Below are 21347 nucleotides of genomic sequence, written 5' to 3' on the forward strand. Positions count from 1 at the left end.
CCACCCAGTGCTGTCAATGGCAGGCTGAGCAGTATGAATGCGCGTGACCTGGTGCGGTCGGAGAAGCTGGTGCGGTCGATGAGAGTGATCTGCACGGCGCAGGGGCTGCGGTCACTGCGCTCGGCGTGGCGGCGGCGGCGTTCCGACGCGGTGGGGCTGGCTCGCCGGGGCACCGAGCTGGCCCGGGTGCCGGGTGAGGTGGAGGGGGCCGAGCCGGAGCCGGGGGGCGGGGTGGTGCGGTTCGCCCGCTCCTCGCTGCGGGTGCGGGTGACCACGGGCGGCGCGGTGTTCTGCGGCTGGGACGGGGCCGAGCCGGAGCCGTCGTACGCGCTGGCCGGGCCCTGTCCGGAGGCGGACGAGCGGGCGGAGCTGGAGCCGGACACCGGCGGCGGCTGGCGGGTGGTGTCCGAGCGGGTCACGGTGGTGGTGTCGGGGAACGGCACGGTGGAGGTGCGCACTCCGGGCGGGGTGGTGCTGCGGCGGGACCTGCCGCCGCGCTGGTGGGAGCCGGCCGGGATGCCGAGCGCCCCGGCACCCGATGACCGGGGGGTGCGCGGGGAGGGCGCCCGCTGGCTGCAGCGGTCCGAAGTGGCGGCGGACGCGCGGTTTTTCGGGCTGGGCGGGCGGGCGTCGGGGCCCCGGCTGCGGGACGGGGTGTACCGGCTGTGGAACACCGATCCGGGCGGCAGTTTCGGGCCGGGGGACGATCCGCTGTATCTGACCATGCCGGTGCAGCTGGTGGTGGCCGACGCGGGCACCCATCTGGTGTTCCACGACAACTCCTGGGACGGGGCGGTCACCCTGCGGGAGGGCGAGGAGGGCGCGGGCTCGGGCCACGACCGGCCCGGCTGGTGCCGGACGCGGATGGAGGGCGGCCCGCTGCGCTACTGGGTGATCGTGGGCACCCCGGCACGGGTGCTGCACGGCTGGACGGCGCTGACCGGCGCCCCGGCGGTCCCGCCGCGCTGGGCGCTGGGCCATCACCACGCGCGCTGGGGGTTCGGCGACGCGGCGGAGGTCCGGCGGGTGGTGGCGGGCTACCGGGAGCGGGGTCTGCCGCTGTCCGCGCTGCACCTGGACATCGACCACCTGGCCGGCCACCGGGTGTTCACGGTGGACACGGCGCGCTTTCCGGACCTGCCGGGGCTCGCCGCCGAACTGCTCGAGGACGGGGTGCGGCTGGTGTCGATCGTCGACCCGGCGGTGAAGGCGGAGCCGGGCAACGCGGTGTACGAGAGCGGGGCGGCGGAGGACGTGTTCGTGCGCGACACCCGGGGCCGCGAGGTGCGCGGGGTGGTGTGGCCGGGCGAGTCGGTGTTCCCCGACTTCACCGATCCGCGGGTGCGCAAGTGGTGGGGCGGGCTGTACGCGGAGCGGCTGGCGCAGGGCTTCTCCGGGGTGTGGCACGACATGAACGAGCCGGTGTCGTTCGCCGCCTTCGGGGAGCCCACGCTGCCGCGCTCGGCCCGGCACGCCCTGGAGGGCCGGGGCGGCGACCACCGGGAGGCGCACAACGTCTACGGGCTGGCGATGGCGCGGGCCGGCTACGAGGCGCTGTGCGAGCTGCGCCCCGACGAGCGGCCGTTTCTCTTCTCGCGCTCGGGATGGGCGGGGTTGCAGCGGTACGGGGGCAGCTGGTCCGGCGATGTGGCGACGGACTGGGCGGGGCTGCGGGCCTCGCTGTCGCTGGTGATCGGGCTGGGCCTGTCGGGGGTGCCGTACTCGGGCCCCGACATCGGCGGGTTCACCGGCCATCCCTCGCCGGAGCTGTATCTGCGCTGGTTCCAGCTGGGCGCGTATCTGCCGCTGTTCCGCACCCATTCGGCGATCTCGGCGGGGCGGCGGGAGCCGTGGGAGTTCGGGCCGCGGGTGCTGGAGCACGCGGCGGCGGCGCTGCGGACACGGCAGCGGCTGCTGCCGTACTTCATGACGCTCGCCCAGCTGGCGGCGCGCACCGGCGCCCCGTATGTGCGGCCCGTGTGGTGGCGGACGCCCAAGGACCGGGCGCTGCGGGACTGCGAGGACGCCTTCTTGCTGGGGGACGCGCTGCTGGTGGCGCCGGTGCTGGAGGAGGGCGTGCGCCGGCGGCCGGTGCGGCTGCCGCGCGGCCGCTGGTACGACACGGCGACCGACCGGGCGTACGACGGCCCCGGCCAGGTGGTGCTGGACGCCCCGCTGTCGGGCATCCCGGTGCTGGCGCGGGCCGGTGCGGCGGTGCCGGTGGCGGGGCCGGACGGCGGGGTGGAGCTGGAGGTGTGGACACCGAGCCAGGGCCGCAGGGGCGCGGGGGCGGGCACGCTGGCCGTGCCGGCGGGCGACGGCTGGGAGAAGCCGGAGCTGCTGCGGTTCATCACCCGGCTGCGGGACGGTGCGGTGACGGTCGAGCGGGAGGGCGGCGGCGAAGTGGGGTATCCGGTGCGGATACGGGGTGAGGCGCCTGTGGGGGAGACCAGGCGGCCGCGTCGCAGGAGCTGACGGGGCGGGGGCTGGGCGGGGTTCGCCGGAAGGGGGTTGTCTCCGCCTTCGGTGGGCTGGTTATGTGCTGACCATGCCAAGACTCGCCGTCGCGCTGCGCGCGCTCGCCCTGCCCGTCGCCGCTCTGCTGGCCGTCTCCCCCGCCACCCCGGCGCGGGCGGAGCCGGAGCCGAAGGCCCCCAAGGAGTTCGTGGCCCTCAGCGACGTCGATCCGACCATCCGTCAGGAGATCCGCTACTTCACCCCGCACAACTTCACCGGTCACCCGGTGGACGGCTACCGCCGGCCGATGTGCGTCCTGACCCGCCCGGCCGCCGAGGCGCTGCACCGGGCGCAGCGCCGGCTGCTGCGGCGCGGCTACACCCTGAAGGTGTACGACTGCTACCGGCCGCAGCGTGCGGTGAACGACTTCGTGGCGTGGGCCAAGGACCTCGACGACCAGCGGATGAAGGGCGAGTTCTATCCGGAGGTCGACAAGTCCCGGCTGTTCGAGGACGGCTATATCGCCGAGAAGTCGGGGCACAGCCGGGGCAGTACGGTGGATCTGACGATCGTACGGCTCCCGGCCCTGCCCACCCGCCCCTATGTGCCGGGCGAGGAGCTGGTGCCGTGCTACGCGGCCAAGGCGGACCGCTTCCCGGACAACTCCGTGGACATGGGCACCGGGTACGACTGCTTCGACACGCTCTCGCACACGCTCGATCCGCGGATCACGGGCGCGCAGCGGGCCAACCGGCTGCTGCTCAAGGGCACTCTGGAGGAGCTCGGCTTCGTCAATCTGGCCGAGGAGTGGTGGCACTACACGTACCAGCCGGAGCCGTTCCCGGACACCTACTTCGACTTCCCCGTCGCGCGCCGCTCGCTGACCGGCTGACGCCGCACGGCCGTCCAGCCGCACGACCGTCCAGCCGCGCGGCCGTCCAGTCTCACAGCCGGCCGCCCGCGGTGTCCGAGGACAGCCGCTGGGCGATGTACACGGGCACCACGGACAGCAGGACGAGCAGCGCGGCGACGACGTTGACGACGGGGGCCTGGTGGGGGCGGGCCAGGTTCTCGTAGATCCAGATGGGCAGGGTGCGGGTGCCGGGCCCGGCGGTGAAGGTCGTGACGACGATCTCGTCGAAGGAGAGCGCGAAGGCCAGCAGCCCGCCCGCGAAGAGCGCCGAGCGCATGGCCGGGAAGGTGACGTACCGGAAGGTCTGCCAGGGGCGCGCCCCGAGGTCCGCGGACGCCTCGGCCAGCGAGGGCGCGAGCCGGCTCAGCCGGGCGCCGATGTTGTTGAAGACGATCACGACGCAGAAGGTGGCGTGTCCGACGACCACCGTGAACAGGCCGAAGCCGATGCCGATCGGTTCCAGGACGGTGCGGAAGGCGGCGTTGAGGGCGATACCGCTGACGATGCCGGGCAGCGCGATCGGCAGGACGAGCAGGAAGGAGACGGTCCGCCGCCCGAAGAAGCGGTGGCGGTGGACGGCGTACGCGGCCAGGGTGCCCAGGACCAGGGCGATCGCGGTGGCGGCGAGCCCGGCCCTGACCGAGGTGAGCAGGGCCTGGCGGGCGCCGTCGCTGTGCAGCGCGGCCCGCCACCACCGGCCGGTGAGGCCGCTGGGCGGCCAGCCGAAGGAGCGGTCGGCGTTGACGGAGTTGAGCAGCACCAGCAGCAGGGGGACGTAGACGAGGGCGAGCCCGGCCGCGGTGACACAGCCGAGGACCACTTTGGCGGTGCGCGACAGCCGCATGCGCCCACCTCCTAGAGCGAGTCGAGGGCGCCCGCACGACGTACGGCGGCCAGATAGCAGACGATGAGGACGACGGGGACGGCGGAGAGCGCGGCGGCCATCGGCAGATCCAGGGTGACCTGCGAGGCGATGACATTGCCCAGCAGCTGGGTCTTGCCGCCGACGATCTGCACGGTGAGGTAGTCGCCCAGGCTGAGCGAGAAGGTGAAGACGGACCCGGCGAGCACGGCGGGGCGTACGGCGGGCAGGACGACGGAGCGCAGGGTGCGCCAGGCGCCGGCGCCGAGGTCGGCGGATGCCTCCAGGACGCGCCCGGGGAGCCGTTCCAGGGCCGCGTACACCGGCAGGATCATGTAGGGCAGCCAGAGGTAGCCGAGCACGATGACGGCGGCGGTGGTGCCGTAGCCAGGTCCGTGCAGCCCGAGCGGGGCGAGGGCGGCGTTCACGACGCCGTCCTCACCCAGCATGACCCGCCAGGCGTACGCCTTGACCAGATAGCCGGCCCACAGCGGGGTGACCACGGCGACCAGCAGCGGCCGCCGCCAGCGCCGGCCGGCGACCCGCGCCATGAAGAAGGCCATGGGCAGGGCGAGGAGGGCGTCGATGACGGTGACGGCGGCCGCGATGGACAGGGTGCGCAGGGCGATGGTGCGGTAGACGGGGGTGGTCAGCAGCTCGTGGAAGTTGTCGGTGTTCCAGGTGTGGACGACATCGGAGGTGAAGGAGTCGGTGGCCCAGAAGGCCGACAGCAGCAGGACGGCGAGTGAGCCCAGATAGGCCAGGGTCAGCCAGAGCAGGGGCGGGGCGAGGAGCGCGGTCAGGCGCAGCCGCGAGCCGGAAGCGGGCGCGGCCGGCATCTCAGCCCTTGACCTCCGTCCAGGCCCTGGTCCACTGGGCGTAGTCGGTGCAGTCGGTGTCCTTGCGGCCGTCCAGGCACTGTTTGATGGGCGTGGTCCAGAAGTGGACGCGCTTGAAGTACTTCTCGTCGTCCGCGTGGTAGATCGCGCAGTGGTCGGGGTCGGAGGTCTCGGCGCAGGCCTTACGGTTGGCCGGGGCCTCGCCGAAGTACTCGGCGACCTGGGCGTTGACCTTGGGCGACACGATCCAGTCGAGCCACCGGTAGGCACAGTTGGGGTGGTCGGCCTTCGAGGAGACCATCCAGGTGTCGGACCAGCCGGTGGCGCCCTCCTTGGGGAGCACCGCCTTCACCGGGGCCTTCTCGTCCTTGGTGAGGTTGGCGATGACCTGCCAGGTGGTGCCGATGACGCTGTCGCCGCCCTTGAAGGCGGTGATCTCCTTCTGGTAGTCGCTCCAGTACTCCCCCACCGCCTTGTGCTGCTTCTTCAGCAGGGCGACGGCGGCGTCGAGCTGCTTCTGGTCGAGCGCGTAGGGGTTCTCGATGCCGAGCGAGGGCTTGGCACGCATCAGATAGAGCGCGGCGTCGGCGATGTAGATGGGCGAGTCGTAGGCGGTGACATGCCCCTCGTACCGGGCGGCGTCGTCGAAGACGGCGCGCCAGGAGTCGGGGGCGGGGGTGACCTTGTCGGTGCGGTACATCAGGAGGTTGGCGCCCCGGCCGTGCGGGATGCCGTACATCCGGCCGTCCCTGGAGTTGAACGGCTGCTGTTTGAGCGCCGGGAAGATGTCCTTGTAGTGGGGCACCAGTGCGGTGTTGACGGGGGCAGCGTCGCCGGAGGCGATGAGGCGCAAGGTGGCGTCGCCGGAGGCGGAGACCGTGTCGTACTGCCCGGTCTTCATCAGCGAGACCATCTCGTCGGAGGTGCCGGCCGTCTTGGTGTTCACCTTGCAGCCGGTCTTCTTCTCGAACGGGTGGACCCAGTCGACCTTCGGGTCGTTGGAGCCGTCCTCGGCGTAGCCGGCCCAGGCGATGATGTTGACCTCGCCTTCGCCCTTGCCGAGTTTCTCGGGTGCGTGGCCGCCCTTGCCGTCATCGCCGCCGGAGCCGCACCCGGCGGCGGCCGCGGTCAGCAGCAGCGCGCAGACCGCGGCCACGGACCTCCCCGCAGACATCTTCCGTTTCCGCATCCGGTCCTCCTCGTCCCGCTTGGCACTTGAGGCCCGGCCAGTATCGGGCGGCCGGTATGCCGCCGCCAGGGTGCCGTCGGCAATGACAAGGTCAACTCGGGTCAGCCGGGTACGGGGAAGGCGTCCCGATCGTCCCAGGAAAGCCGGATCTCGCCGCCCGGACGGGCGGATTCGGGGAGTCCGGTGAGGTTCTGGCGGTGCACGGTGAGGCGGTCGCCGTGGGGAAGCGCGATGGTGAAGCGGGTGTGCGCCCCGGCGTGCACGACATCGGTGACGCGCCCCGTGACGGTCCGCCGGCCGTCGACGGGCGGCTCGGCGGGATCGGTGGGACCGGCGGGACCGCTGGGACCGGCGGGCAGCTCGGCGGACGGTTCGGCGGGATCGGTGAGCCGGATCCGCTCGGGCCGGATGGAGTAGGTGCCGGGGCGGCCCACGACACGGACCGCGGCCTCGCCGCGCAGCAGGTTGGTGGTGCCGACGAAGCCCGCGACGAAGACGGTGGCGGGGTGTTCGTACACCTCGACCGGCGGACCGGTCTGCTCGATACGGCCGTCGCGGACCACGGCCAGCCGGTCGCTCATGGTCAGTGCCTCCTCCTGGTCGTGGGTGACCAGCAGGAAGGTGATGCCGGTGGTGCGCTGCAACTCCTTGAGTTCGGTCTGCATCTCCTGCCGGAGCCCCCGGTCCAGGGCGCCGAGCGGTTCGTCGAGGAGCAGCACGGCGGGCCGGTCGACGAGGGCGCGGGCCAGGGCGACGCGCTGGCGCTGGCCGCCGGAGAGTTCGGCGGGGCGGCGGGCGGCGAAGCCGTCCAGCCGTACGGTGGTCAGCGCCTCACGGGCACGGGCGATCCGCTCGGCCTTGCGGACGCCGCGTACGGTCAGCGCGTAGGCCACGTTCTGTTCGACGCTCATGTGCGGGAAGAGGGCGTAGTCCTGGAAGACGGTGTGCACATCGCGGCGGTTGGGGGGCGTCGCGGTGACATCGCGCCCGGCGAGTTCGATCCGGCCGCCGGTGGCCTGTTCGAAGCCCGCGATCAGCCGCAGCAGGGTGGTCTTCCCCGAGCCGGAGGGACCGAGCAGGGAGAAGAACTCACCTTCGTGGACGGTGAGGTCGACGGCGTCCACCGCGCGCACCGTGCCGAAGTCCTTGGTGACGGCATGGAGCCGGACGGCCGTGCGCGTCGTCGTGGTCCGGGTCCGCGTCCTGGTCTCCGTCTCCGCCACCGACCGCTCCCCTCGCCTTGGGCCGATCAGGTCCGTGATCGCGGTCACTGTACCGGGGTTACGCGCGGGTGGACCCCCGGCGCTCCGCACCTGACGCGCCGTCAGCCACAGCCCTTTCGGGGGGTGCCGGCGCTGGGCGGGACTGTTCGGACGTGGCCGGAATACCGTTGCCGTCCATCACCTTGACGCCCCCTGACCACCGGTGAACACTGCTGCGATATCAGTCGGCGTCGCCGCGCGCAGGCCTTCCCGACGCTCACCCCCCATGGGCGATTCCGCCGCATCCGCACGCTCGAAACGACCCAGCACGGAGGACCGGGGCCGACCGCCCCGGGCGAGGTCAGAGGAGCCGCCATGAGCAATGGGGACATCGTCACCGGTGAGGTCATCGGCACCGCGATACTGATTCTCTTCGGGGCGGGCGTCTGCGCCGCCGTCACCCTGAACCACTCCAAGGCCAAGTCGGCCGGGTGGATCGTCATCGCCTTCGGGTGGGGCTTCGGCGTCATGGCCGGTGCCTACACCGCGGCGCCGCTGTCCGGCGCCCACCTCAATCCGGCGGTGACCGTGGGCGTCGCCGTCGACACCGGCGACTGGGACAAGGTGCCGCTCTACCTCCTCGGACAGCTGATCGGCGCGGTGATCGGCGCGGTGCTGTGCTGGGCGCTGTACTACGCGCAGTTCGCCGCCAACGCCGATGAGCGGAACGCCCTTCCCACGCTCGGCATCTTCTCCACCGTCCCGGAGATCCGGAACCCGGTGGCCAATCTCCTCACCGAGATCATCGCGACGGTCGCGCTGGTGCTGCCGCTGCTCGCGTTCGGCAGGGTCGACGGCATCGGGATCGGCCCGGTCGACGGCGGCGGCAGCGGCGACGGCACTGTGATCTACGGTTCGGGTCTGTCCGTCCTGCTCGTCGCCTTCCTGGTGGTCGGCATCGGCCTCTCCCTGGGCGGGCCCACCGGCTACGCCATCAACCCAGCGCGCGACCTCGGGCCACGCCTCGCCCACGCCCTGCTGCCCATCCCCCACAAGGGCACCTCGGACTGGGGGTACGCCTGGATACCGGTGGTGGGCCCGCTGATCGGGGCCGTCCTCGCGGGGCTCGTCTTCAACGCAGCCTTCTGACCGAAGGAGACGCCATGCCGCATCCGACGGACACCTACGTCGCCGCGACCGACCAGGGCACCACCTCCAGCCGCTGCATCATCTTCGACCGGAACGGCGGCGCTTCGGCTGGCACGGCCCCGACCAGGCGGCACAGGGCATCCAGGGCTCGTGAGGCGGGCGCGGCGTTCCGGTGCCGCGCGCGGTGCCGTCACGACGGCGGCCCGTACCCCGGACGGCGGGGTACGGGCCGTGCCGTGCCGCTCAGCGCCCGGCCGTGGAGGCCAGCATCGCGTGCTCCACCACCGAGATCAGGACATGTTTGGCCGACTCGCGCTCCCGGGCGTCGCACAGGACGACCGGGGTGCCGGGGTCGAGGTCCAGCGCGTCGCGCACCGAGTCCTCCGGATAGCGCTCGGCCCCCTCGAAGCAGTTGACGGCCACGGTGAAGGCGATGTGCCGGCGCTCGAAGTAGTCGATGGCGGCGAAGCAGTCCTCCAGGCGGCGGGTGTCGGCCAGCACCACCGCGCCCAGCGCGCCGGTGGCCAGCTCGTCCCACAGGAACCAGAAGCGGTCCTGGCCCGGTGTGCCGAAGAGATAGAGGACCAGGTCCTCCCGGAGCGTGATGCGTCCGAAGTCCATGGCCACGGTGGTGGTCGTCTTGGACTCCACCCCCGCGATGTCGTCGACCGGCCGGCCCGCCTCGGTGAGCAGCTCCTCGGTGCGCAGCGGTTTGATCTCGCTGACCGCGCCCACCAGAGTCGTCTTGCCCGCCCCGAACCCGCCCGCCACCAATATCTTCAGTGTGACCGGTTCGACGATGTGCGGGCGGCCCGGGTCAGAGTGCCCGTAGACCATTGATCACCTCGCGCAGAATACTCTCGTCCGGCAGTTCCGCCGGAGGTACGGGCCGGGACACTCGGACGAGTGCGGCGTGGAGCAGATCGCCGATGAGCACACGGACGACGCCGATCGGAAGGTCGAGCTCGGCCGCCAGTTCGGCGACGGACTGCGGGCTGTCCCGGCTCAGCTCGACGATGTCGATGTGCTCCGGGGACAACGTCTGATCGGCGACGGTCCGGTGGGTGGCGCTGTCGGCGACGACGACCGCGATCAGGTCCAGCTTTCCCTCGGCGGCGCTGCGGGTGCGTCCCCGCGTCATCGCATAGGGTCTGACCACCGGTCCGGCCGCGTCGTCGAACCATCGGGTGGCGCTCTCCCCGTCTCCGCTCATCTCCCCCGGCCTTACGTCACCCACTGGATCGCGGAGCGGAGCCCAGATGCACGCCCACCCGCTTGACCAGCAGCGTCATCTCGTATGCTATCTGGCCCACATCGGAGTCGGCATCGGCCAGGACGGCCAGACAGCTGCCGTCGCCCGCCGCGGTGACGAACAGGAAGGCGTCGTCGAGCTCGACGATGGTCTGACGGACCCGGCCGACCTCGAAGTGGCGGCCGACGCCCTTGGCGAGGCTGTGGAAACCGGAGGCCACGGCGGCCAGGTGTTCACCGTCCTCCCGGGACAGATCGCGGGAGCCGCCGGTGGGCAGCCCGTCCCCGGAGAGCACCAGCGCCTTGCGGATGCTGCCCACTCGTCCGACCAGTTCGTCGAGCAGCCAGTTCAGTTCGCCCGACGCGTTGGGCGAGTCGTTGCGTGCTGCGGCATTCGATGCGGTCATCGACCGTCCCCCTCAGGTGTCGTTCCCTGACTTACGTCCACACCGCCGGATCCGGTGGCCGACTGCCGCCGACCGCGCTGCCATCCCCGTTGCAGTGCGGCCATGGTGGCCCTCGCCTGCTCGGCATCGCGCTCGGGATCGGTCTCGGCAGGAGGTCGGTCTGCCTCGTCCGAAGGTGCGGGGTCGTTCTTCAACTGCGGGGCCAGGCTGGCCTGCCGTACCCGCTTGGGGAGGCCGGAGGCCGCCCGCTGGGTGGGCACCGGGCGCTGTTCCGGGCCCCCTCCCGCGCGCCGCGGGCCCCGCGGGCCCTGGGCCTGGTCCCGGCCCTGCGCCCGCGTCTGGTCCCGGCCCTGGCCGTCGGGACGCTCGGCCCAGGACGGCTGCCCCGGGCCCTGCGGACGGGCGTGCCGTCCGCCGGATGTGTTCTCGACCGGCCGGCCGTGGTCGGCGACCAGGACCGGCGGGACGCGGCGGGGCAGCGGCGCGGGGCCGCCGCCCGGTGCGGGAACCGGGCCGTCCGCGGCCTGCTGGTGCTGCTCCACGGTGGATGGCACCGGCCCGGTGCGCCCGGACCGACGGCCCTTCAGGCCGCGCGCCCGGAAGATTCCGCCCACTTCCTCGTCCTCGTCGGGGTCGTCGTGGCCCTCGTGCGCCGAGGACACCGAGGACGCCGAGGCTGCCGTCAGGGACGCCGCCGGTGCGGCCGGGCCGGGCTCTTCGACGGGCCCCAGCCGGACGTCGCCCACACCGCGCCGCGGGGTGTCGATATAACGGCCGCCGGTGTCGGGGTCGTCGGTGTCCCTCCGGACGTCTTCCTCGGTGAGCAGGGTGGCGGGGATGAGCACGATGGCCGTGGTGCCGCCGTACGGCGAGGGCTGGAGCGAGACCCGCACCCCCTGCCGCTGGGCGAGCCGGCTGACCACGAACAGTCCGAGCCGGTCGGTGTCGGACAGCTGGAACTCGGGGGTCTCGGCGAGCCGGAGATTGGCCTCCAGCAGCGCGTCGGGCGTCATGCCGAGGCCGCGGTCGTGGATCTCCAGCGTGAAGCCCTTGGCGACCCGCTCACCGTGCACATGGACGGCGGTGTGCGGCGGTGAGAAGACGGTGGCGTTCTCCAGCAGTTCGGCGACGAGGTGGGTGAGGTCGCCGACGGCCGGGCCGACCACCGCGATCCGCGGCAGCCGGCGGACCTCGATCCGCTCGTAGTCCTCCACCTCGGCGACGGCGGCCCGCACCACGTCCATCAGCCGGATCGGCTTGCGCCACTGCCGGGAGGGGGCCGCGCCGGAGAGGATGACCAGGCCCTCGGCGTGCCGCCGCATACGGGTGGTCATATGGTCCAGGCGGAACAGGTCGGCCAGCTCGTCGGTGTCCTCGGTGCGCCGCTCCATGGTGTCGAGGAGGGTGAGCTGACGGTGCAGCAGCACCTGGCTGCGGCGGGCGAGGTTGACGAAGACGTCGGAGACGCCCTGGCGGAGCTCGGCCTGTTTGACCGCGGCCTCGACGGCTGCCCGCTGGAGGGTGTTGAGGGCCTGGCCCACCTGGCCCATCTCATCGGGGCCGTAGTCCAGCCGGGGCGCCTCGGTCTCCACGTCGACCTGCTCGCCCGCGCCGAGGCGGCGCATCACGCTCGGCAGCCGGACGCTGGCGACCTCCTGGGCGTCCTTGCGCAGCCGGGAGAGGTCGCGGACCAGGCCGCGGCCGATCCGGAACGAGACGAAGACGGAGACGACGAGGGCCACCAGGCCGAGGATCCCGGCGATGCCCGCCTTGAGCATCACGGCGTCGGCCACCGGGTCGATGCGCTTCTGGAGCCGGTCGGTGGCCTCTTCGCCGAGCCGGTCGTAGTCGTTGAGGACGGGGTGGGCCGCGGCCTCCCAGTGCTCCTGGTCCAGGGCCCGGATGGCGGTGTCGGGGTCCATCGCGGAGAAGAGCTTGCCCTCGGCCACGCGCAGGGCGGCGGGGGCGGCGTTGGTGCGCCGGTAGTCGGCGAAGATCTTCTGCTCGGAGTCCGGCAGGATCGGCAGGTTGACCTCGTAGAGCAGGGTGCGCTCGGCGACGAGGTCGGACATCGCCTTGAGGTCCGCCATCGTCATCTTGCGCGCCGTCAGCGCCGAGGCGAACAGCGCGTCCTCGCGGGAGAGCGCCTCCCGGGCGCGGATCATGGCGACCAGCGCACGGCCCTGCTTGTCGAGATCGGTGTCGGGCACCGCGTGCAGGGAGCTGCGGAAGGTATAACAGAGATCGACAAGCTTGTTGTAATACTCATATGCTTGCGCGGACGAGATCCCCTCGTCCTCGACCTTGCGCCGCAGACTGTCCAGACCGTCGGCGGCCTTGAGGATGTTGTCGAGCTGTTCCTCGGAGTCGCCGTTCATCTTGCCGTGTATATCGCCGTCCGAATCGGCGGCCCGCAGCTTGTCGATGGCCTGGTCGGTCTTGCGTTGCAGGGAGTGGAGCACGGGCAGGGCGTCCGACTGCCGCGGATCGGCGAGCAGGATGAGTGTCTGCCGGCGTTCGTCCTGTACGGCGTGCACCGCGACCTCGGCCGGCTGACCGGCCTTGTCGATGATGTCGGAGGCGTTCAGCAGTTGCATCGCCTCCCGACCGGTGATCACCGTGGCGAAGGCCCAGATCGCCGTCAGTGACACGAGCGGCACCAGCAACAGCGCCACGATCTTCCTGCGGATGGACTTACCGCGAAAGCGCATGGCCTCCCCAACGTCGTCCCCGAATCCGGGGGGCGGTGTTCCGAGTTCCGACAACGAGCGGCGCGAGCCTACTACTGCCAGTTGTACGTATCGAAGGCTTGTCCACTTGATGCAGGGAGTTCCTTACACTCCGTGATCATGAGTTGTCGGGTGATTCCCCGACTTACCCCCCGGCCGCTCGGTGCTCTTCCGCCGGTTCTTGTCCGCCGCCGCACGGCCGCGGTTGGCTGGTTTTCCCCTCCCCGGGGGAACCCCCGGTCGGTGCCATTCGTGATCCAGAGGGGCACACTGGGGGAACATACAAACCCAAGTCCCGTTATCTGACGCGGTGGCACCGGGGGCAGCCGCGGGAAGGGGTGGGAGCGTCATGGACGCGATGGACAAGGATCGCGACATCCCGGCGCACGGGGCCCGGCCGCTGTGGACCGAGGAGCCGGCGCGCAGGCGGCGGCTGCCCGATCCGGTGCGTGCGGCGGCCGTGCGGGCGGTCATCATCGTCGCCGTGACGCTGGTCCTGACGATGGTCGCGATGCTGTGCACGCTGGCGGGCTCATGGTCCGCCTTGCCCGCCGTGCTCGCCACGGTGGCGAGCGTGGTGGTGGCGACCTGGGGTGTGCTGGACGTGTGGGTGACCCGGCAGGTCTGGCGCCAGCGTTACGGGGTGGTGTCCCGGCCCAGCAGCACCGCCCGGGAGGTGCGCCGGCAGCGCCGGCGGGCCGGTGAGTCGGAACCGGTCACCTCCCGGCCGGCTGCGGAGCGCGGGCCAGCTCGCGGCGCAGCCGCGTGAAAGGCCGAGGCCGGTCGATGCCGAGGGCGGCGGTGGGCATCCCGTCACGTTCGTAGACGGCGAGGAAGCCGCCGCCGTCGGCCGGGTCCCCCTCGAGGACGCGGACCGTGTCGCCGGGCGCCCGCCGCCCGGCGTACTGGATGCGCGCGCCGTACTGGTCGGACCAGAAGCAGGGGAGCGCCTCGAAAGGTTCGACGGTGGACCCGGCGAGCAGATTGCGGGCGGCGACGGCGCCTTGCAGCATCCCGCTGGTCCAGTGCTCGGCCCGCACGGTGCGCGCGGTGCCCGGCTGGGCCAGCCGGGCCACGTCCCCGACGGCCACCACGTTGGGCAGCGCGGTGACACAGCCCTGGTCGCACCGCACCCCGTCGTCCAGCGCCAGACCGGAGCCTTCCAGCCACCCGGCGGCCGGACGCACCCCGACGCCGACGACCACCACATCGGCGGGCAGCACCCGTCCATCGGCCAGTTCCACGCCGGTGACCCGGCCGCCGCCGCGCAGACCGGCGACGCCGGCGCCGCACAGCAGGGTGACCCCGCCCCGCGCGTGCAGCGCGGCGCACACCCGGGCCATCTCCTCGCCCAGTTGGGGCACCAGCGGCAGCGGCGCGGCCTCCACGACGGTGACGTCGAGCCCGAGGGCGGCGCAGGAGGAGGCGACCTCGGCGCCGATGAAGCCCGCGCCGATCACGACCACCCGTGCGGCACCCGCGCGCAGCGCGGCGCGGAGCCGGATGGCGTCGTCGAGGGTGCGCAGGGTGTGCACTCCGGCCGGGTGCGGGAAGGGCAGCGTTCGGGGCGTGGCCCCGGTGGCGATGACGACGCCGTCGGTGCGCAGGGTGCGGCCGCCCGCGAGGCGGATCTCCCCGGCCGCGGTGTCCAGTGCCTCGGCCCGGACGCCGAGCAGCCACTCGGCGTCCAGTTCGGCCTCCTCCTCGGGGTCGGTCAGGGCGAGGCGGCCCGGCCCCTCGCCCGGGTCGCCGTCCCCGGTCGGGAACTCCCCGGTCAGGAACTCCTTGGACAGCGGCGGGCGGTCGTAGGGACGGTGGCGCTCCTCCCCGACGATCACCAGCCGCCCGTCGTATCCCTGGGAGCGCAGGCCCCGCGCCGCGTGCAGCCCCGCGAGGGAGGCCCCGACCACGGTGACCGTGGCGACCGTCGTCATGCCACGGCTTCTTCCGGTGCCGTGCGCGCGGGCTCGCCGGGAACAGTGTGCGCCGCGGGGTGGACATACAGCATTCCGTCCACGACCGTGACTGCGTGGGTCCGTACGGGCTGACGTGCGGGCAGGCAGGTCGGCTCGCCGGAGCGCAGATCGAACAGCGCGGCGTGCAGCGGGCATTCGACGTAACAGCCCTCCAGCCACCCTTCGGACAGGGAGGCGTCCTGGTGGCTACAGGTGTCATCGATGGCGTAGTACGCGCCGTCGGTGTGGAACACCGCGATCGCCGCGGTGGCGTCGCCGGCCTCGACCCGCACCGACTCACCCTCCGGCAGGTCCTCGATACGGCAGACGGGAATCATTGGCCCCCCTCACGTTGATCGGTATCATGCGTTGTGGATAGTGCACTGAAATGCGCGATGCGCAACAGAATCCAGATCGCGAAGGCAGCCGTCAAGAGTTCCCTGACCGAGGGGCCCCACGCGAAGCCGCCGGATGGTGAGATCAGAACCATGACGAACACGACCGAGGAACGGGCCGAGGAGAAGCGGGGGGCCGCCGGGGCAGTGCAGTCGGTGGACAGGGCGGTCAGCGTCCTGGAGATCCTCGCCAGGCTCGGCGAGGCCGGAGTGACCGAGATCGCCGACGAGTTGGGGGTCCACAAGTCGACCGCCTTCAGGCTGCTCGGCGTGCTGGAGAACCGCGGACTGGTCGGGCAGGAGCGGGACCGGGGGAAGTACTACCTCGGCGCCGGGGTGCTCAGACTCGCGGGCGCCGCCGCCATCCGCCTGGACATCTCGCAGGAGGGCGCCCCGGTGTGCCGGGCGCTGGCCGACGAGACCGGCGAGACGGCCAACATCGCCGTACTGGACGGGGACGCGGCGGTCAACATCATGCAGGCGCGCGGCGCCGCGGCGGTGACCGCCTTCAACTGGCTGGGGCGGCGCACCGCACTGCACGCCACCGCGAGCGGCAAGGTGCTGCTCGCGCATCTGCCGGGCGAACGCCGGGAGCGCCTGGTGACGCGGAAGCTGCCGCGCTTCACCGAGCACACCATCACCACCTCCGCCGAGCTGCGGCAGCAGCTGGAGACGGCGGCCGAGCGCGGTTTCGCCTACTCCTGCGAGGAGTTGGAGATCGGGCTGAACGCGGTGGCGGCGCCGGTGCGCGGCCACGACGGCGCGGTCCTGGGCGCGATCGGCGTCTCGGGCCCGGCGTACCGGATGGCGCGGGGCCGACTGCCCGATCTGGCCGAGTACGCCATGAAGACCGCCGAGGAGCTGTCCCGCCGGATGGGCTTCCCCGGCTGAGCCACCGCACCACCCCACCCACCCGACGAGGGGGCCGGAGCCGTCCGGCCCCCTCGTCGCCGTTTCGGACGGCTGTGCGGCGGCCGGGTGACCGATACGAAACCCCCAGTCAACGCGGCTTTACAGGCGGTTTGCGCGCAGCCCCTTGACCGCATGGGGCGGCGACTTTCAGGATGTCTCTCATCGCGCAACACACCGCGCTATACGCAACTGGGGGGTAACCGGCGGCCGTTGGCGCGGCCTCCGCCCCGCCCTCCTCCATCACGGCACTCATGCCGGCTCCCGTGCACCGTCCCCGCGCTCGCAGGAGAACAGAGGAGTGAGCCATGCCGCAAGAAGCCCGCGCCGTCGTCGCGGTCAAGAAGGGCGCCCCCGTGGAGGTGCTGTCCGTCCTCGTGCCCGACCCCGGCCCCGGTGAGGTGCTGGTGGGCGTCCAGGCGTGCGGGGTGTGCCACACCGACCTGCACTACCGGGACGGCGCGATCGGTGACGCGTTCCCGTATCTGCTCGGGCATGAGGCGGCCGGCATCATCGAGGCCGTGGGCCCCGGCGTCACCGGGCTCGCCCTCGGTGACTACGTGGTCCTGGCCTGGCGGGCGCCGTGCGGCGGCTGCCGCTCCTGCCGCCGGGGCCGCCCGTGGTACTGCTTCGACAGCCTGAACGCCGCCCAGCCGATGACGCTCACCGACGGCACCCCGCTCAACGCGGCCTTGGGCATCGGCGCGTTCACCGAGAAGACGCTGGTCGCGGCGGGACAGGCGGTGAAGATCGACCCCTCGGCCCGCCCCGAGGCGGCGGGTCTGATCGGCTGCGGGGTGATGGCCGGCTACGGCGCGGCCGTGCACACCGGCGGGGTGTCCAACGGCGACACGGTCGCGGTCATCGGCTGCGGCGGCGTCGGCAACGCCGCGATCGCCGGGGCCGCGCTGTCCGGGGCGCGCCGGGTGATCGCCGTGGACATCGACGACGCCAAGCTGGACGCGGCGACCCGCTTCGGCGCCACCGACACCGTCAACTCCCGGGGTACGGACCCGGTCGAGGCGGTGCGGGAGCTGACCGGGGGCTTCGGCGCGAACGTGGTCATCGACGCGGTGGGCCGCCCCGAGACCTACCTCCAGGGCTTCTACATGCGCGATCTGGCCGGGGTGCTGGTGCAGGTCGGGGTGCCGGACCCTCAGATGCGCGTCGATCTGCCGCTGATCGATCTGTTCTCGCGGGGCGGTGCGCTCAAGTCGTCCTGGTACGGCGACTGCCTGCCCAGCCGTGACTTCCCGGTCCTGGTCGACCTCCACCTCAGCCGCAAGCTCGATCTGGAGGCGTTCATCAGCGAGACGATCACGCTGGACGGGGTCGAGGCCGCGTTCGCCAGGATGCAGCGCGGCGAGGTGCTGCGGTCGGTGGTGGTGTTGCTGTGAGGGAGCACTACGGCGCTGTGGCCCGTGATGCCCGTGTCGTGATCGTCGGTGCCGGGATCGTCGGCTGTTCCCTCGCCGATGAGCTGACCGTCCGTGGCTGGAGCGATGTCACCGTCCTGGAGCAGGGCCCGCTGCTCGCCCCCGGCGGCTCCACCTCGCACGCCCCCGGCCTGGTCTTCCAGACCAGCCCCTCCAAGACCCTCACCGACTTCGCCCGGTACACCGTGGAGAAGTTCTCCGCCCTCGAGGTGGAGGGGCGCTCCTGCTTCAACCCGGTGGGCGGTCTGGAGATCGCCACCAGCCAGGAGCGCTGGGCCGATCTGCACCGCAAGGCCGGTCTGGCCACCTCCTGGGGCGTACGGGGCGAGCTGCTCGGCCCGGCCCGGTGCGCCGAGCTGTGGCCGCTGCTGGACCCGGACCGCATCCTCGGCGGCTTCCACACCCCGGACGACGGGCTCGCCCGTGCGCTGCCGGCGTGCCGCGCCCAAAGCGAGCGGGCCGCCGCCCGCGGCGCCCGGTTCCTGGACCGGCACACCGTCACCGCCATCGGGCGGGAGGGCGGCCGGGTCACCGCCGTCGTCACCGACCGGGGCACCTTCCCCGCCGACGTGGTGGTCTCCGCGGCCGGGTTCTGGGGCCCGCTGATCGGCGCGATGGCCGGGGTCCCCGTCCCGCTCCAGCCGCTGGCCCACCAGTACGCCCTGACCGCGCCGCTGCCCGGACTCGCGGGGGCCGAGGCCCCCCGCACCGAGGCGAGCCGGCCGATCCTGCGCTTCCAGGACCGCGACCTCTACTACCGCGAGCACACCGACCGGATCGGCATCGGCAGCTACGCCCACCGCCCGCTCCCGGTCGACCCGGCACGGCTGCCCGCGTACGACGACGCCCCGGTGATGCCGTCCTCGCTGCCGTTCACCGCGGAGGACTTCGCCCCCAGCTGGGAGGAGAGCGTCGGGCTGCTCCCGGCGCTCGGCGCGAGCCGGGTCGAGGAGGGCTTCAACGGGGTCTTCTCCTTCACCCCCGACGGTATGCCGGTCCTCGGCGAGTCCCGCGAGGTGCGCGGCTTCTGGCTGGCCGAGGCGGTGTGGGTGACCCACTCCGCGGGGGTGGCCCGTGCGGTGGCCGAGTGGATGACGGACGGGCGGCCGGGCATGGACGTCCATGAATGCGATCTGTACCGCTTCGAGGAGGTCCAGCGGTCCCCCGCCTACGTCGCCGAGCGGGGACAGCGGAACTTCGTCGAGGTCTACGACATCATCCATCCGCTGCAACCCATGGAGCAGCCCCGTCCGCTGCGGGTCAGCCCCTTCCACGTCCGGCAGCGGGAGCTGGGCGGCTACTTCCTGGAGGCGGCGGGCTGGGAGCGGCCGCACTGGTACGAGGCGAACGCCCCGCTCGCCGAGGCCGTCGACCTGCCCCCGCGCGACCCCTGGTCGGCCCGCTACTGGTCGCCGATCGCCGCCGCCGAGGCCAGGGCCACCCGGGAGCGGGTCGCGCTGTACGACATGACCCCGCTCAAGCGACTGGAGGTCACCGGGCCCGGCGCGCTCGGCTTCCTCCAGCGCATGACCACCCATCAGCTCGCCAGGAAACCGGGCGCGGTCACCTACACGCTGATGCTGGACGAGGCCGGGGGCATCCGCAGCGATCTGACCGTCGCCCGGCTCTCGGAGCACCACTTCCAGGTCGGCGCCAACGGCGAACCGGACCTGGACTGGCTGCTGCGCCACGCCCCCGATGACGTGCGGATCGCCGACATCACCCCCGGCACCTGCTGTATCGGCGTCTGGGGTCCGCTCGCCCGGGACCTGGTCCAGCCGCTGACCCGCGACGACTTCTCGCACGAGGCGTTCGGCTACTTCAAGGTCAGGCGGACCTACCTCGGCCATGTCCCGGTGACCGCGATGCGGCTGTCCTACGTCGGCGAGCTCGGCTGGGAGCTGTACACCACCGCCGATATGGGTTTGCGGCTGTGGGACACGCTGTGGGAGGCGGGCCGGCGCCACGGCGTGATCGCCGCCGGGCGCTCGGCCTTCAACAGCCTGCGGCTGGAGAAGGGCTATCGCGCCTGGGGCCATGACATGACCACCGAGCACGATCCCTACGAGGCCGGGGTCGGCTTCGCCGTCCGGATGGACAAGGGCGACTTCATCGGGCGTGCGGCGCTCGAGGGCCGGGGCGAGGAGACGGTGGCGCGCAGGCTGACCTGTCTCACCCTGGACGACCCGGCCGCGATCGTCCTGGGCAAGGAGCCGGTGTACGCCGATGGTGTCGCGGCCGGCTACGTGACCAGCGCGTCCTACGGCTACACCATCGGCCGGACCGTCGCCTACGCCTGGCTGCCCGCCGCGATCGCCGTGCCCGGCACCGCCGTCCACATCGAGTACTTCGGCGAGAAGGTCCCCGCGACCGTCGCCGCCGAGCCCCTCTTCGACCCGCGTATGGAACGTATCCGCCGCTGACGCGGGCGCACGCCCTCGAGCTCTTCGCCCCCGCCGGCCGACCGCCGCGCCCCTTGAGGAGATTCCCATGACTGTGGCCCCCGAGTCCCCCGCCGCCACGACCCCCAGTCTGCTCGCCACGCTGCCCGGCCGCTGGTACACCGCTCCCGGGATCTTCCGGCGGGAGCAGCGGCACCTGTTCGAGGCCATGTGGTTCTGCGCGGTGCGGGCGGCCGAGCTGGACCGGCCGGGTGCGTTCCGTACCGTGCCGGTCGGCCGGGAGAGCGTGCTGATCACCCGCAACCGCGGTGGCGAGCTGCGGGCGTTCCTCAACATCTGCCGTCACCGCGGCGCCCGGCTGTGCACCGAGGAGTCCGGTGTGGTGCGGCGTTCGCTTCAGTGTCCGTACCACGCCTGGACCTACGACCTGGACGGCAGGCTCACCGCCGCCCCCAACCTGCGGAAGATGCCCGATATCGACCGGACCGAGCGCGGTCTGATCCCGGTACGGCTTCGCGAATGGCTGGGATATGTCTGGGTCTGCCTGGCCGAGGAGCCACCGTCGTTCGAGGAGACGGTCGTCGGGGCGGTGGCCGAACGGCTCGGCGACGCGGAGTCGGTGGAGCGCTACGGGGTGGCGGGGCTGGCGCTGGGCCGCCGGATCTCCTATGACGTCCGGGCCAACTGGAAGCTGATCGTCGAGAACTTCATGGAGTGCTACCACTGCGCGACCATCCATCCCGAACTCACCGAGGTACTGCCGGAGTTCGCGGACGGCCTCGCGGCGCAGTACTTCGTCGGGCACGGCGCCGAGTTCGCCGAGGAGGCCCGGGGGTTCACGGTGGACGGCAGCGAAGGGTTCGGCCGGTTCGCGGGGATCGCCGAGGAGCAGGACCGCCGCTACTACGCGATCACCGTACGGCCGCAGGTCTTCGTCAACCTGGTGCCCGACCACGTGATCATCCACCGGATGTTCCCGCTCGCGCCCGATCACACCGTGATCGAATGCGACTGGCTCTACGCTCCTGAAGTGGTGGTGTCGGAGCGGGATCTGTCGAAGTCGGTCGAGCTGTTCCACCGGGTCAACGTCCAGGACTTCGACGCCTGTGAGCGCACCCAGCCCGCGATGGACTCCCGCGCCTACCGCGACGGCGGGGTGCTCGTCCCCAGCGAGCACCACATCGGCGCCTTCCACCGATGGGTGACCGACCACGTCCCGGCCCCGGAAGCGGAGGAATGCCCGTGACGGAGC

Annotated in this window: 18 protein-coding genes; 8 read left to right on the forward strand and 10 right to left on the reverse strand. The window is 72.2% G+C overall.

Features of this window, described 5'->3' with window-relative positions; genetic code table 11:
* The first annotated feature begins 33 nt into the window (after positions 1-33).
* Together PS467_RS06575 and PS467_RS06580 are read left to right on the forward strand one after the other, a co-directional pair.
* Positions 34-2475: a glycoside hydrolase family 31 protein gene (locus PS467_RS06575; RefSeq protein ID WP_311034417.1), complete on the forward strand. Its 2442-nt coding sequence runs from the start codon at positions 34-36 to the stop codon at positions 2473-2475.
* A gap of 73 nt (positions 2476-2548) precedes the next feature.
* A complete protein-coding gene (locus PS467_RS06580; RefSeq protein ID WP_311034418.1) occupies positions 2549-3349 on the forward strand; it encodes a M15 family metallopeptidase in 801 nt (266 codons plus the stop codon).
* A 52-nt stretch (positions 3350-3401) separates the two neighbouring features.
* Here the strand turns inward: PS467_RS06580 and PS467_RS06585 are convergent, their stop codons facing one another.
* The 4 genes from PS467_RS06585 to PS467_RS06600 all read right to left on the reverse strand — a co-directional run bounded on the left by PS467_RS06585 (position 3402) and on the right by PS467_RS06600 (position 7483).
* Positions 3402-4214, reverse strand: coding sequence for an ABC transporter permease (locus PS467_RS06585; protein WP_311034419.1), 813 nt, complete (start codon positions 4212-4214; stop codon positions 3402-3404).
* Between the two features lie 11 nt (positions 4215-4225).
* The gene (locus PS467_RS06590; protein ID WP_268970556.1) at positions 4226-5071 is read right to left on the reverse strand and encodes an ABC transporter permease; all 846 of its coding nucleotides are present in this window, start codon (positions 5069-5071) and stop codon (positions 4226-4228) included.
* Position 5072: 1 nt separating this feature from the next.
* A complete protein-coding gene (locus PS467_RS06595; RefSeq protein ID WP_311034420.1) occupies positions 5073-6260 on the reverse strand; it encodes an ABC transporter substrate-binding protein in 1188 nt (395 codons plus the stop codon).
* 101 nt (positions 6261-6361) lie between these two features.
* Entirely contained in the window at positions 6362-7483 is a 1122-nt protein-coding gene (locus PS467_RS06600; RefSeq protein WP_311039775.1) for an ABC transporter ATP-binding protein, read from the reverse strand.
* A gap of 354 nt (positions 7484-7837) precedes the next feature.
* On the opposite strand from PS467_RS06600, the gene PS467_RS06605 reads away from it, so the two are divergent.
* Complete coding sequence (locus PS467_RS06605) at positions 7838-8611, forward strand: MIP/aquaporin family protein (protein ID WP_311034421.1); 774 nt, start codon at positions 7838-7840, stop codon at positions 8609-8611.
* Between the two features lie 243 nt (positions 8612-8854).
* Here PS467_RS06605 and PS467_RS06610 read toward each other — a convergent pair whose 3' ends face one another.
* The 4 genes from PS467_RS06610 to PS467_RS06625 are packed head-to-tail and all read right to left on the reverse strand — an operon-like array spanning position 8855 to position 12980.
* Positions 8855-9448 (reverse strand): GTP-binding protein, encoded by a 594-nt coding sequence (locus PS467_RS06610; protein WP_268970561.1) that lies wholly within the window; start codon positions 9446-9448, stop codon positions 8855-8857.
* Positions 9429-9824 (reverse strand): DUF742 domain-containing protein, encoded by a 396-nt coding sequence (locus tag PS467_RS06615; protein WP_311034422.1) that lies wholly within the window; start codon positions 9822-9824, stop codon positions 9429-9431. Before PS467_RS06615 ends, PS467_RS06610 begins: the two co-directional genes overlap by 20 nt.
* Positions 9825-9840: 16 nt before the next feature.
* Entirely contained in the window at positions 9841-10269 is a 429-nt protein-coding gene (locus PS467_RS06620) for a roadblock/LC7 domain-containing protein (RefSeq protein ID WP_268970563.1), read from the reverse strand.
* Positions 10266-12980, reverse strand: a complete 2715-nt coding sequence (locus PS467_RS06625; RefSeq protein WP_311034423.1) for a sensor histidine kinase — start codon at positions 12978-12980, stop codon at positions 10266-10268. The genes PS467_RS06620 and PS467_RS06625 overlap by 4 nt, the downstream gene beginning before the upstream one ends.
* Positions 12981-13347: 367 nt before the next feature.
* Here PS467_RS06625 and PS467_RS06630 point away from each other — a divergent pair, with 367 nt between their 5' ends.
* On the forward strand, positions 13348-13767 hold the full coding sequence (locus tag PS467_RS06630) for a hypothetical protein (protein ID WP_311034424.1): 420 nt from the start codon (positions 13348-13350) through the stop codon (positions 13765-13767).
* Here the strand turns inward: PS467_RS06630 and PS467_RS06635 are convergent.
* Positions 13715-14932, reverse strand: coding sequence for an NAD(P)/FAD-dependent oxidoreductase (locus tag PS467_RS06635; protein WP_311034425.1), 1218 nt, complete (start codon positions 14930-14932; stop codon positions 13715-13717). The genes PS467_RS06630 and PS467_RS06635 overlap by 53 nt on opposite strands.
* Entirely contained in the window at positions 14929-15291 is a 363-nt protein-coding gene (locus PS467_RS06640) for a bifunctional 3-phenylpropionate/cinnamic acid dioxygenase ferredoxin subunit (RefSeq protein WP_268970567.1), read from the reverse strand. Before PS467_RS06640 ends, PS467_RS06635 begins: the two co-directional genes overlap by 4 nt.
* A gap of 150 nt (positions 15292-15441) precedes the next feature.
* Between PS467_RS06640 and PS467_RS06645 the strand changes: the two genes are divergently transcribed.
* The 4 genes from PS467_RS06645 to PS467_RS06660 all read left to right on the forward strand — a co-directional run bounded on the left by PS467_RS06645 (position 15442) and on the right by PS467_RS06660 (position 21341).
* Positions 15442-16239 carry an IclR family transcriptional regulator gene (locus tag PS467_RS06645; protein ID WP_311034426.1) on the forward strand — a complete coding sequence of 266 codons (798 nt, stop codon included), beginning with the start codon at positions 15442-15444 and terminating at the stop codon, positions 16237-16239.
* Positions 16240-16565: 326 nt separating this feature from the next.
* Positions 16566-17654 (forward strand): S-(hydroxymethyl)mycothiol dehydrogenase, encoded by a 1089-nt coding sequence (locus tag PS467_RS06650; protein WP_311034427.1) that lies wholly within the window; start codon positions 16566-16568, stop codon positions 17652-17654.
* Complete coding sequence (locus tag PS467_RS06655) at positions 17651-20116, forward strand: GcvT family protein (RefSeq protein ID WP_311034428.1); 2466 nt, start codon at positions 17651-17653, stop codon at positions 20114-20116. The genes PS467_RS06650 and PS467_RS06655 overlap by 4 nt, the downstream gene beginning before the upstream one ends.
* Before the next feature lie 67 nt (positions 20117-20183).
* Positions 20184-21341, forward strand: a complete 1158-nt coding sequence (locus tag PS467_RS06660) for an aromatic ring-hydroxylating oxygenase subunit alpha (RefSeq protein ID WP_311034429.1) — start codon at positions 20184-20186, stop codon at positions 21339-21341.
* Positions 21342-21347: the final 6 nt, after the last annotated feature.

Origin of the sequence: Streptomyces luomodiensis (assembly GCF_031679605.1) — a bacterium.
Classification (GTDB): Bacteria; Actinomycetota; Actinomycetes; order Streptomycetales; family Streptomycetaceae; genus Streptomyces; species Streptomyces luomodiensis.